The organism is Pseudomonas sp. (genome assembly GCF_032058845.1).
Classification (GTDB): Bacteria; Pseudomonadota; Gammaproteobacteria; order Pseudomonadales; family Pseudomonadaceae; genus Aquipseudomonas.
The window spans coordinates 13,727-26,605 of sequence record NZ_DAMCCR010000017.1 but is presented as its reverse complement, the minus strand read 5'-3'; the positions used below and the strand labels follow the sequence as shown (position 1 = coordinate 26,605).

The 12,879-nt window shown below is 58.6% G+C and carries 11 protein-coding genes; 10 read left to right on the top strand and 1 reads right to left on the bottom strand.

Annotated elements, in window-relative coordinates:
* Positions 1–262: 262 nt before the first annotated feature.
* The 9 genes from RT028_RS05445 to RT028_RS05405 all read left to right on the top strand — a co-directional run bounded on the left by RT028_RS05445 (position 263) and on the right by RT028_RS05405 (position 10,155).
* Positions 263–1,219, top strand: coding sequence for a LysR substrate-binding domain-containing protein (locus tag RT028_RS05445; RefSeq protein ID WP_312933267.1), 957 nt, complete (start codon positions 263–265; stop codon positions 1,217–1,219).
* 110 nt (positions 1,220–1,329) lie between these two features.
* Positions 1,330–2,586 (top strand): aromatic ring-hydroxylating dioxygenase subunit alpha, encoded by a 1,257-nt coding sequence (locus RT028_RS05440; protein ID WP_312933265.1) that lies wholly within the window; start codon positions 1,330–1,332, stop codon positions 2,584–2,586.
* Positions 2,587–2,591: 5 nt separating this feature from the next.
* Complete coding sequence (locus RT028_RS05435; protein ID WP_312933263.1) at positions 2,592–3,725, top strand: hybrid-cluster NAD(P)-dependent oxidoreductase; 1,134 nt, start codon at positions 2,592–2,594, stop codon at positions 3,723–3,725.
* 188 nt (positions 3,726–3,913) lie between these two features.
* The gene (locus RT028_RS05430) at positions 3,914–5,551 is read left to right on the top strand and encodes a BCCT family transporter (RefSeq protein ID WP_312933261.1); all 1,638 of its coding nucleotides are present in this window, start codon (positions 3,914–3,916) and stop codon (positions 5,549–5,551) included.
* 200 nt (positions 5,552–5,751) lie between these two features.
* Positions 5,752–7,071 carry an FAD-binding oxidoreductase gene (locus RT028_RS05425; protein WP_312933259.1) on the top strand — a complete coding sequence of 440 codons (1,320 nt, stop codon included), beginning with the start codon at positions 5,752–5,754 and terminating at the stop codon, positions 7,069–7,071.
* Positions 7,072–7,080: 9 nt separating this feature from the next.
* On the top strand, positions 7,081–7,860 hold the full coding sequence (locus RT028_RS05420) for an NAD(P)-binding domain-containing protein (protein WP_312933257.1): 780 nt from the start codon (positions 7,081–7,083) through the stop codon (positions 7,858–7,860).
* Positions 7,861–8,065: 205 nt separating this feature from the next.
* The gene (locus RT028_RS05415; protein WP_312933255.1) at positions 8,066–9,415 is read left to right on the top strand and encodes an MFS transporter; all 1,350 of its coding nucleotides are present in this window, start codon (positions 8,066–8,068) and stop codon (positions 9,413–9,415) included.
* Positions 9,416–9,450: 35 nt separating this feature from the next.
* Positions 9,451–9,801, top strand: a complete 351-nt coding sequence (locus RT028_RS05410) for a cupin domain-containing protein (protein ID WP_102689153.1) — start codon at positions 9,451–9,453, stop codon at positions 9,799–9,801.
* A gap of 9 nt (positions 9,802–9,810) precedes the next feature.
* Positions 9,811–10,155: a RidA family protein gene (locus RT028_RS05405; RefSeq protein WP_312933252.1), complete on the top strand. Its 345-nt coding sequence runs from the start codon at positions 9,811–9,813 to the stop codon at positions 10,153–10,155.
* Between the two features lie 61 nt (positions 10,156–10,216).
* Here the strand turns inward: RT028_RS05405 and RT028_RS05400 are convergent, their stop codons facing one another.
* On the bottom strand, positions 10,217–11,263 hold the full coding sequence (locus RT028_RS05400) for a GlxA family transcriptional regulator (RefSeq protein WP_312933250.1): 1,047 nt from the start codon (positions 11,261–11,263) through the stop codon (positions 10,217–10,219).
* A gap of 207 nt (positions 11,264–11,470) precedes the next feature.
* Between RT028_RS05400 and RT028_RS05395 the strand changes: the two genes are divergently transcribed.
* Positions 11,471–12,862 (top strand): FAD-binding oxidoreductase, encoded by a 1,392-nt coding sequence (locus RT028_RS05395; RefSeq protein ID WP_312933248.1) that lies wholly within the window; start codon positions 11,471–11,473, stop codon positions 12,860–12,862.
* The last annotated feature ends 17 nt before the right edge of the window (positions 12,863–12,879 follow it).

Sequence of the window (12,879 nt, the reverse complement as noted above, 5' to 3'; positions counted from 1 at the left end):
GTATGCCTCAGTCAAAAAATGTAATTTCCAGGCAGACGCGATAGAACATGCGAGCAAAGCGCTATGCATAACTTCAGCTCACCCAGACATAACCCGACGCCAAGGTGGAAATTTTTGTAGCGACGCGCTGTATGGCGCCTTAATCTGTCCCGCGCACAGCACTAAGCCTAGACGTGTTCGGGTGTGCTGTGTCACTAAGCTATGCCTTGTTTAGCCTTACGTCCTGACCAAGCTCCTTTTCTGCACCTCGCTCGGAACCTGTATGAAAAACCACGAGACGAATAACAATCAAAAAGGCTATCGGCGCATCATCCCTTCCATGACTGCCTTGCTACAGTTCGAGGCTGTCGCGCGTCTTAACAGCTTCACACTCGCCGGAACGGAGCTGGGAGTTTCACAAGCCGCTGTCAGCAAGCAAATCAAACTTCTGGAAGAAAATGTCGGTACCCAGTTGTTTCAGCGCACGCACCGCAACATCTACCTGACCGAAGCCGGACAGACGCTGTTCGCCATCATTTCGGAGGCGTTGCAGAAAATTGCCAGCGGGTTCGACCAGATCCTCGAAGGTAATGAAAAGGAGGAAATCGTCCTGTCCTCCACCGCCCCCGTGTCCCAGTTCCGGATAATGCCGCGCCTGAATACGCTGATCGACGCCCTGCCCCACGTCAGGCTCAGGCTGTCGACCCAGATGTTTCTGGGGGACCTCAAGGCGCCGGATTTCGACATGGACATCCGTTTCGGCAGCGGTCATTGGGATGACGGTGAAGCCATTCTTTTGTTCGAAGAAGAAGTTTTTCCGGTGTGCTCTCCGGCCTGGCTGGCTCGCAACCACATGCCATCAACCCTTGAAGATTTGACCACCGCTGGGCTGTTGGATGCCGAAGCCACATCGGAAGGCTGGATCACTTGGCCGGCTTGGTTCAAGGAGCTAGGCGCCAGCTACTCGAAGCTGACCATCAACCTGCGTTGCAGCCTTTACACTGATGCCATTCAAGCTGCAGTCAACGGTTACGGCATTGCACTGGGGTGGGGAAGAATGGTCGATCACCTGATTGACAGCGGTGAACTGGTCAAACTTGAACCTTTCGTCGTCAGGCCCAAGAAGTCGTATTACCTCATCGTTCCAAAAGGTCGTCCCGTAACAGCGAACGTGACCGCCGTGGTGCAGTGGCTGCAGAGTAAAGCGGTGCCACCCACCAAGAAAATCGTCACTGAATAACTTAGGGTTATGCAAGCGTAAGAATTGATGCGTTGACGAGATATGGCGGGGCTCAAATAATTCACTGGCGTTCATGGCGAACTAAAAAATAAGAGCCCGTGAGGATTACAATGAGCACTTCCCCTATCAAAACGCATCGTGAGTTGCTGGACTCGCGCAAGCCTGGTTTCGGTATGCCTGGCGAACTCTATAGTCGCCAAGACGTATTCGAAAAGGATCTTGAAGTATTTTTCCACAAGCACTGGATTCTGGTTGCCGTTACCGCCGACGTTGCTGAGCCTGGCGATGTTTACACGGTCGATATCGGCAAAGCGTCGATTATCGTCGTGCGTGACGACGACGAGCAGGTCCGTGCGTTCCGCAATGTTTGCCGCCACCGCGGCGCACGCCTTAAAGAAGCCGGCAAGTCGACTGTCGGCATGCTGGTCTGCCCTTACCACCAGTGGACCTATGACCTGGACGGCAGCCTCAAGCACGCCAAGCACATGGGCAGCGATTTCGATCCTTCATGCCGCAGCCTGATCCCCGTCAACTGCGAAGTGATCGGCACCCACGTATTCGTTTGCCTGAGCGATACGCCGCCAGAGGACATCAAGGTCCAGGCGGACACCATGCGCCCACGCTTCGAACCGTTTGACCTGACCAAGACCAAGATTGCCTACGAGCTCGATTATGTCGAGAGCGGGAACTGGAAACTGGTCATGGAGAACAACCGGGAATGCTATCACTGTGAAGGCACTCACCCTGAGTTGATCGTCTCCTACCAGTCGGAAGACCTGGGTGTGAGCCTGGAGGAAATGACCGAAGAGCAGCGGGCTTCCTACGATGCCTACCAGATTCGTAAAGCAGGCATCGAAGCCGACTGGGAAAGCGACGGCCTGCTCTATGCTACGGTAGAACATCTGGCAGACGATGCCCCTACGCAATTCCGCACTCAGCGCATGATCATCGCGGGTTCCGGCGAATCGCAAACTCTCGACACCAAGGTGGCGTGCACCAAGCTGCTCGGCAACCTCACCCGCAAAGATCTGGGCGATACCCACATGTGGGGCAACAACGGGTGGACGCATGTGATGAGCGACCACGCCATGATCAGCTGGATCTTCCCACTGTCGCCGGACAAGACCCTGGTCCGTACCAAGTGGCTGGTTCACCAGGATGCGGTGGAAGGCGTCGACTACGATCTGCAGCGCCTGACCGAAGTGTGGGTCGCTACCACCCAGCAGGACGCAAACCTGGTCGCGATCACGCACAGCGGCACTCAGGATCCAGCATTCGTACCTGGGCCCTACTCTCAATTCACCGAGCCGTATGTTGACCAGTTTGCACGCTGGTACTCCACTCGCCTCGCGGCTCACGGGGTTTAAGGGTGATGGGCATGATCGAGAATATTGCCAGCCTGCGGGCTGATCAGCGCTTCGCCGACACCGACCACTGGGCGACCTTTGGCGTGCAGTGGGCGAGCGGCGAAACCAAGCGAATCGAATGTCTGACCGTCGTGGACGAAACGCACGATGTCAAGACATACGTGTTCCATTGCCCTGATTATCACGCGCTGGCATACGAACCAGGGCAGTTCCTCACCGTGTCGCCGGTCGTGAACGGCGAAAGCATCTCGCGGTGCTATACCCTGTCGTCGACGCCGACGCGCCCATTCACCTTCAGCATTACGGTGAAGAGGGTACCGGGCGGCATCGTCTCCAACTGGCTACACGACAACCTGCGTGCCGGTGATGCGCTCGTGGCTTCCGGCCCTGCCGGCATCTTCACGCCCATAGCCGCACCGGCCAGAAAGTTGCTCTACCTCTCGGCGGGCTCGGGGGTAACGCCAGTGATGGCCATGACTCGCGCCGCTGCGGATCTGCACGCCGACCTGGACATCGTGTTCGTGCACAGCGCCCGCACCCCGAAAGACATCATTTTCCGCGATGAGTTGTCGCGCCTCGAACGCTCCATGCCGCGCCTGAAGACCTTCTTCTTCTGCGAGAGCAACGGGGACGAACCGGACTGGCAGGGACCAACGGGCCGGTTGTCTGTCGAGCAGCTTCAACAGCTGGTCCCGGACTTCCTCGAGCGGGAAGTCTTCACCTGCGGCCCGAAAGGCTACATGGACGCGGTCAAGGCCCTGCTGCAGACCGGCGGCTTCGACATGAGCCACTACCATCAAGAAAGCTTCGATATCAACGCCGAAGTCGTGGTTGAAGTTGAAGTACCTGCATCGGTCGAAGCAGCGCCTGGGACGGACACCTTTACGGTGCGCCTGGCACGGTCAGGCAAGGAATTCACCATGACCGCCGACCAGACCGTACTCGCTGCTGCGAAAAAAGCGGGTGCAGTGGTTCCGTCGTCTTGCAGTCAGGGCGTATGCGGCACATGCAAGACCGCCGTCTTGGAAGGCACCGTGGAAATGCACCACAACGGTGGCATCCGCCAACGCGAGATTGATAGGGGCCTGCGCTTGCTCTGCTGCAGCCGGCCGACCTCCAACCTGGTTGTCGACCTCTGACTCCGAGCGGATGCCCTACTCCCATGCAGCGGCGCCCTCTCCGGAGACCCTGAGCATCACCCTTCCAGGTGAATACCTGGTTTTGGCTGGTTCGCGGCTAGCGCTGCGCACCGGCTTTTTTCGTTACGTTTCGATCAGCAATATGCCGAGCTGATTTACAGCTTTCAAGAATAAAAAGGATATAGCCGATGCGTGCAAAGCAAGGCCTTTTAAAAGGTCTGAACCCCACCGTGACCGTTTGGTCACTTGCCCTGGTCATGGCCTTCGTCATTTTCTGCGGCATCTATGGAGAATCAGCCACAGGCGTTTTCAAACTCGCCTCGGACGCCATTCTCGACAACTTCAAATGGTTCTATATCTTCCTGGTCAGCGGCGTCTTGCTGGTGCTAGCGGTGTTGGCCATGAGCCGATACGGCACCCTGCGCCTCGGGCGGCCTGACGAAAAACCCGAATATAGCTTCGCGGCATGGATCTCCATGTTGTTCAGCGCCGGCATGGGCGTGGGCCTGATCTTCTGGTCGGTCGCCGAACCTGTGCTGCATTACGCCAGCAACCCGTTCACGCCAGGCTTCACGGACGAGTCCGCCAGCATGGCAATGCGCATCACAATGCTGCACTGGGGCCTGCACCCGTGGTCGATCTTCACCATCATCGGTCTGGGCCTGGCCTATTTTGCCTATCGCGAAGGCCTGCCTCTGGCGCTGCGCTCGATTCTCTATCCGCTGATCGGAAACCGGATCTACGGCCCGATTGGTCACACGGTCGATATCGTCGGCGCGGTCGTCACAGCTTTCGGCGTTTCCCAGGCACTCGGCCTCGGTGTCGAGCAGATCAACATGGGGCTGCACCACGTCTTCGGGTTCCCCGTCAGCCTGAGCTTCAAGCTGTCGATCATCGTTGTGGTGACGATCATTGCATCCATATCGCTTCTTGCCGGTGTGTCCAAGGGGATGAAACGCCTCTGCACACTGAACATGTGGATCTCTCTGGGGCTGGTGGCCGTGGTGCTGGCGCTGGGGCCAACCAATTTCATCATGAACCTGTTGTTCGAAACCACCGGGGATTATCTGCAGAACATCGTGGGCATGAGTTTCTGGACCGACGCTCAGGCGGGTGGCGAATGGCAGAAGACCTGGACCGCGTTCTACTGGCCATGGTGGATGACCTGGGGCCCCTTCGTGGGACTGTTCATCGCCAAGATTTCGCGAGGCCGGACCGTCAGAGAACTGGTTTTCGGCGCGCTACTGGTACCTACCATGGTCACGCTGATCTGGATGTCGGTATTCGGGGGCACCGCCCTGAAAGACGAACAACAGGCGCGCCATGCCTACGCCAACCTGCCAGTAGCGGAGCAGTCCGCAGCCGCTGCGTTCAAAGGCGGCCCGATCCTTGAAGAAACCCGACGCGAAACCACTACTGCCATGTTCACCTTCCTGGGAAGACTGGACGGTCCTACCGTGGGCGGCATCCTGAGCCTGATTGTATGCCTGCTACTAGCCGTGCACTTCGTTACGGCAGCCGATGCCGGGACGCAGGTGATAACGACGCTCAACTCGTCCGGGTCGCTGCACCCGCCAAAGTGGATACGCATCCTGTGGTGCGTACTGGAAGGGGCAATCGCGGGGAGCCTGATCATCGCGGGCGGGCTTCTGGCCATTCAAATGGCCAGTATCGTGGTCGGCCTGCCGATCGCTGTGTACATGCTGCTTACCGCCTACACGCTATGCCGCAGCCTTCTATCGAACAAGGATGTTATTGACGCCCCCGCGGTAGTCGAGACTTCCGGCACCAGGGCACCTTCGGCAACAACCATACCGGCCGATTGATCGACGAAATGACCATCGGCTGTTATGGGAATAAAAGCGCACGCCGCGGATTCGATTGGATCTGCGGCGTGCGGTTTTCAGCTTGGAGTCGGTTGCAAAACAGGCGCAGCCAGAACCTTCCATGAGTCGTCCCGGCCGTTATATTTTCACGCGGCGATGGGTGCGATAGTGACTCAAACAACATCTAAAAGTAGATTCGCATGTACAGAAGCACTTCCACCCCTGCGGATGACAATGGCTGTGGCTGGTTCCACCTGAGCCCGGCCCGCACTCCAAAACCTAGTCACAAGGGCCGCAGCTCGGCACGCTGGGTTGTATTGGGCGCAGGCTTCACCGGCCTCGCAGCGGCACGCCAGCTCGCTTTCCATTATCCCGCCGACGAAATCATTCTGATCGAGGCCCAAGTCGTGGGCTTTGGCGCGTCCGGGCGCAACTCCGGCTTCGCCATCGACCTGCCTCATGACATTGGTGCTGCGGACTATATTGGCCCGCTGCCGACTGCCCGGATGAATCTGAAGCTTAATCTGCGGGCGCAGGGCATCCTTGAGCAGTTGATCAAAGCGCACGGCATCGACTGCCAGATAAGACCGGATGGCAAGTATCAAGCTGCCGTTGAAGCCAAGGGGCTTGCGGTGTTGGAGGCATATCGCAGTGGCCTCGAAAAGCTTGACCAACCCTATGAAATGATCGACGCACAAGATCTTCCCGATCATCTGGGTACATCGTTCTACAAAAAGGCGTTGTATACCCCCGGCACCAAACTGCTACAGCCAGCGGCACTGGCCAAAGGGCTCGCAGAGACGCTGCCGGCCAACGTTACCCTCTACGAGGGCACGGTCATCACCTCTATCGAACAGGGCGACCGCGTCACGCTGAGGCACGACGCCGGCGAGATCATCGCCGACCAGTTGCTGCTCACCAATAACGCCTTTGCCTCGCACTTCGGCTTCCTGCCGGGCCGCCTGTTGCCTATCTTCACCTACGCGAGCATGACTCGCCCCCTGACGGCAGAGGAACAGCAGCGACTCGGCGGCAAGGAAACCTGGGGCGTGATTCCCGCAGATCCGTTCGGTAGCACATTACGTCGTACTCCCGATCAACGCCTGCTTGTGCGCAACAGTTTCAGCTTCAATGCCGATGGTCGTGCCCACCAGCGTTATCTGGATCGTGCCGGGCGCCAGCACAGAGACTCGTTCGAACGACGCTTCCCGATGCTGTCAGGCTTGCCGTTCGAGTACACCTGGGGCGGTTCCATGTGCTTGTCGCGCAACCACATGTCGCACTTCGGCTCACTCGCGCGCAATGTACATGGGGCGCTGTGTTGCAACGGCCTGGGCATCACCCGGGGTACCGTGACCGGCACCTTGCTGGCCAACTGGCTCGCCGGCGAACGCGATGAGCTGATTGATTTCCTGTTGAGTGCCGAAGGGCCGAATCGCAACCCTCCCGAACCGTTTCTGAGCGTTGGCGTCAACTTGAATCTGCGCTGGGGTCAGCACCGCGCGGGAATGGAAAGCTAGGGGGACGACATGCAGAGCCTGGGCATTATCGGTGTAGGTGAACTGACTGAAAGCATCGTCCGCGGATTGCGCAGAAGCGGGTTTACCGGCGTGATCATGGTGTCTCCGCGAAACACGGAACGCGCCCAGACTCTGGCTGCAGAATGCGCATGCCAGGTTCTGCAAGATAATCAGGCGGTCGTTGATTGCAGCGAAATCGTGCTGCTCGGCGTCCAGCCAGAGCATATCGCAAGCGTGGCAAATGAAGTTCACCTGAAGCCCGGCCAAAAGCTGATTTCGCTTGCGGCAGGCATAAGCCTGAAGCAGCTGCGCACCGCGTTCCCGCAAGCCGACTGCGTACGGGCAATGCTCTCATGCGCAGCCAAGCTCAACCACTCGACGGTGGTCATCTGCCCGCCTGATGCGGCGACGGCGAATCTGCTCGAAACGTTGGGCCAGCTGGTGACTTTGCAAGACGAAGATTCGTTCGAGCTTGCAACCGTCGCAGCGTGCATGAACAGCTGGTTTTACTTCTTGCTGCACGATCTTGAGCAATGGTTGAGTGAAAAAGGATTGCCCGCTGACCAGGCACGCGCCCTGGTGCTTGGCAATATCAAGGATTGTGTAGGCTCTGCGGAATCCAACCCCGACAAGAGTCTCCAGTCACTGGGCTGGGCAATTGCCACGCCAGGGACGTTCTCTGCCGAAGGGCTGTCCGTGTTGATGCACCAACCGGTAAGCGCCAACTGGGGAGCGGCCTGTGAAGTTGTATTGGACGCACTTCTTACCCGAACTCGACCACCGCAGTAAAGCATCGAAAAGCCCGTTTACTGTTATGACTTGTCCTGTGCGTTATATGGCCTGTTAACAATCGATGCCATAGTGGCGCACGGCAGGATGCCAAAGTGCGCAAGTCACCAATTGGGCAAGGCGCCTCCCCCGCTAGTTATAACCCGCATAGTCGACTCGCCATCGGGCCGGGGACTGTGCGCGCAATAAAAACAAGAGGTCGTAAATGTCAGTTTCAAAACGCTCCGTCGAGGATGCTCCACTCAATGCATTTCACCGCAAACTGGCGGTCTATTCATCGGGGGGGCCGTTTCTTGACGGCTATGTATTAAGCATTATCGGCGTTGCCATGGTGCAGATTTCAGGCGCCCTCTCCCTTACTGCTTTTTGGGAAGGCCTGATTGCAGCGTCCGCCTTGATTGGGGTCTTTCTAGGTGGTTTTTTAGGCGGGTGGTTCACTGACAAGTACGGCCGAAAAATCCTGTACCTGGTTGATTTGATCGCCATCGTAGGCTTTTCGGTCGCGCAGTTCTGGGTGGAGTCAGCCTGGGCCCTGTTTGCCTGGCGCTTGTTGATCGGTATCGCTGTCGGCGCTGACTATCCGATCGCCACATCCCTGCTGGCCGAGTTCTTGCCCCGCAAGCATCGTGGCCCCTTGCTGGCTGCAATGGTGCTCATGTGGTTCGCAGGCGCCGCAGTCGCCTACCTGGTGGGTGAGCTCTTGCTCCGCGCCATGGGTGATGACGGCTGGCGCTGGGTCTTGGCCAGTGCGGTAGTACCTGGCGCACTGTTCCTGATCGCCCGGTCCGGCACCCCGGAGTCGCCACGCTGGCTGCTGAACAAAGGGCGCGTGGCTGAAGCAGATGCGGTGATCAAGAAGGTATACGGGCCCTCGTATTCCATCAGTGATTTGCCAGAAGCGGTAAGCGAAAAGCCAACTTCCGTGTGGTCGCTGTTCCACTCCGGCTATGGCAAGCGCATGGCATTCATCACGCTGTTCTGGACTTGCGCCATTGTCCCACTGTTCGCCATCTATGCGTTTGCCCCCAAAGTCCTGCAAGCATTGAAACTGACCGGTGACTGGGCCAGCTACGGCTCCATCGCCATTACGTTCCTGTTTACCTTGGGCTGCCTCCTGGCGACCAAGCTGATCAACCGCATGGGCCGGCGCAAGATGCTCATCCACAGCTTCCTGTGGTCAGGCTTGTCCTTGCTGCTGCTGGGCATGTTCCCGGACGCCTCTCCTACCCTCGTACTGATCCTGTTTGGCGGGTATGCGGTCATGATCGGCGGCGCTCAGGTACTGGAATATGTATACCCCAATGAACTCTTCCCTACCGAGATCCGCGCCTCTGCCGTGGGGCTTGCGACGTCGCTCTCGCGAATTGGCGCCGCGGTCGGAACCTACCTTGTGCCTGTTTCGCTCACGTCGCTGGGCATTGCCAACACCATGTTCGCAGCGGCTGCCATTTCGTTGTTTGGCGCGCTCATTTCCTGGTGGCTGGCCCCCGAGACGAGCAAGCTCGACCTGCAACAGGCTTCTTCACTGACTGCCGCCAAAGCAGGCAGTTACTAACCAGTCTGATCTACCGAGACACCAAGGAGTACCTGATGACCCAAGTTCTTACCGTTGTACGAAACGCTGCTGAATCGGCACTGGGTGAAACCTCGCCAGCCAAACTGCCAATCGGCGACATCGTCGCCGTGGCTGCCACCGGCCAGGCACAAACCGATGAAGCCGTCGGGGCCAGCATCGGCGTGTGGGAGAGCAGCGTCGGCGTGTTCCGTCGCCATCTGAAGAATCGCGAATTCAGCCACATCGTCAGCGGCTGGTGCACCTTTACCCCAGACGGTGGCGAGCCTGTCGAACTGCGCGCGGGTGACGCCGTGCTGTTCCCCGAGAACTGCGAAGGCGTCTGGGACATTCGCGAGCCACTGCGCAAAACCTACGTGCTGTTCTGAGGAGGACCCATGATCGAACGGATCAAGCCTGGCGCGCGCGCCAGCCAGATGGTGCTGATCAATGGCCGCATCGAAACCTCTGGCATCGTCGCCGAAGCCCCCCAGGGCAGCATCAGCGAGCAGACCCACTGCGTGCTCGCCCAGCTCGAGCGTTGGCTTTCGGAAGTTGGCGCGAGCAAGAAAAACATCTGGCGCATACAGATCTGGCTGGCCAACATGGACGACTTCGCCGCCATGAACGCAGTCTACGACGCCTGGGTTGCAGACGAGCCGCCTGTACGTGCGTGCGTGGGCGCGCAACTGGCCGCGCCTGAGTACCTCATCGAAATTCAGGCGTTTGGCGAGATGCCGTAACCCTGGCGTTTCGCTCGGAAACCGCCGCAGCCACAGGCTGCGGCGTTTTTTCACGCGCAACTTACAACTCCGGATCCAGCCCGACACGTTCGGCGGCCCATTCAAAGCGCTCCACCTCGTGCCGACGCTTGCGGAAGCTGTAGGGCGTTTCTCCGTACTGCTTGCGGAACCAGAGTATGAAATGGGAAGCGTCCGAGAAACCGCAAGCCAGCGCAATGGTCGTGATGTTCTGGCTGGTATTGACCAGCAAGCGCCTGGCGTGATCGAGACGCAGCTTGCGCCAATAGTTGGCGGGAGGTTCCTGGGTATTGGCTACGAACTCACGATGCAACTGCCGAGGATGCGTACCGACAGCACTTGCAACCGCCTGGATGGTAAGGGATGACCCCAAATTCTCGCGCATGAAAGCGATGGCTCGTTGCACCCGGTCGTTTTGGTACACGCCGCCTTCCGCTCCCGTCGCCTCTTCCTCGTTTCGCTCCTCGACCAACAGGTATTCCAGACCTTTCTGCGCTCGAACGGCTCCGCAGTGGCGGCGTATCAGACTGGCCGCCAGATCAATGGCAGTACCACCAGGACAGGTGATGATTCCCCGATCATCGACATAGTTCTTGTCGATCACGGCAGTGGACAGCGGGAAGCGCTCCTTGAACTCTTCTCTCAGGGTGAAATGCAGCGCACATCGCCGGCCATCAAGCAGCCCGGCCTTGCCCAGCACGAAAGAACCGGAGCACAGCGCTATGATCGGAATATTGGCAGCATGTACATCGCGTAGCGCGTCCAGCAGCCAGTCCGGCGGGTTTCGCGTCTCTCCGAGCAACCCCCCGGCGATCACGATGTAGTCATACTGAGCCCAGAGGTTCAGGGGCTTGGTCGGTAAGATCGGCATGCCGCAACTGGCCACGATGGGCTGGTCATTCAGTGTCATCCAGTCCCACTGGCAAAACACCTGCTGACTGCGAAAGGACTTGTCCGCCGCAAAGCGTAAAGAGTCCACCAGCCCGGCAACCGGGACCAAGGTAAAGTGATTCATCAAGACAAAGCCGACCCTCAGCTCTGGCTTGATGGAGGCAGGAATATTGCTTTGTTCTTCGGATTCCCGGAGCACTGCGAATCACCTCGGCTTGTTGGGACGGCTCAATTCTAAAGCACCCCTACGGTCCTACATATCATATCGATCTCAGCTAATGGGACATTTAGGACACTCGGTACGAATAGGCGCAAGCGTACGATCAATTGTCATGAGCGTAATATCTCGCCAGCCATTTCCTGAGCATCATGTGGACAAAAACCAACATGCTCAAAGGCACTCACTATGTACCGTGGATTCTGGTATGCCCAGGCACTCGACCTGGACAGCGATCTGGCCCCTGCTCTGCAGGATGCGATTCAAGCGGATGTCTGCATTGTCGGCGGCGGCTTCCTGGGTCTGTGGTCGGCCATCCGCCTGAAACAGGCGCACCCGGAAAAATCCATCGTTATCGTCGAGCGCGACCGCTGCGGCTCCGGCGCAAGTGGGCGCAACGGTGGGGTAGCCACGAACTGGTGGGGCAAGTACCTGTCGGTACGCACCATCTGCGGTGACGTCGAAGCCCGACGCATCTGTGAAGCGGCTGAATCGGCCATCGACGAGATTGGCAGCTTCTGCCAGGAGCATGGTATTGATGCCCAATACCGTAAAGACGGTTGGTTGTGGACTGCCACCAACCAGCGGCAGATGGGTTCCTGGAAGGTGCTGACCGACGGCCTGCAGAAGCTCGATGTTAATCCGTTCCAGGAACTGGACCGTGAGACTATTCGCGGTCGCGTGGGCTCGCCGCTGGTTCTGGGCGGTATCTACGACCCTAATGCCGCCACCGTGCAGCCTGCCATGCTGGCGCGCGGCCTGCGCCGCGTCGCCCTGAAACTCGGGGTGAAGATCTTCGAGAAATCGCCATTCACCCACCTTGAGCGCGGCAAGAATCCCGTGGTGCACACGGCCATGGGGCGAGTGAAAGCCAATCATGTGGTCCTTGCGCTCAATGCCTGGGGTGCACAGTTCCCCGAGCTGCGTCGCATGATTGCCATCATGTCCAGCGACATGGTGGCCACCACGCCGGTCAAAGCCAAGCTCGATGCCATTGGCTTCAGTGGCGGCGAGTGCATGACCGACTCGCGCACCGTGCTCAACTACTGGCGCAACACCCCGGATGGCCGCGTGGTGTTCGGCAAGCCACTGGGCCAGTTCGCCTACGCCGGTCGCATCGGAAACCTTTACGAGAAGCCATCGCCCGCCGCCGACAGGGTCGCCGCAGAACTGCGTCGCCTGTATCCACAGCTTGCTGACGTGCCCGTGGTCAGCAGCTGGACCGGCCCGATCGACCGGGCCATGAAAGGCCTGCCGAACTTTGGCTACCTCGACCATCACCAGACCGTCAGCTATGGCATCGGCTTCTCGGGCAACGGCGTGGCCACCACGGTCTTCGCCAGCCGCATCATCAAGTCGCTGGCCACCCACGCCAATGACGAATGGGCCAACTGTGGCCTGGTCAATCAGAAGATGAAACTGCTCCCGCCAGAGCCATTCCGCTTCTTCGGCGCGCACATGGTGCGCGATGCACTGGTGCGTAAAGAGTCTCTCGAAGACCACGACCAGGATGCAGGCTTCATCACCCGCCAGCTGGTTTCCATGGCACCAGCCGGTTATGTCCCTGCCCAGAAGAAATAAGGATCAGGATCAGGATA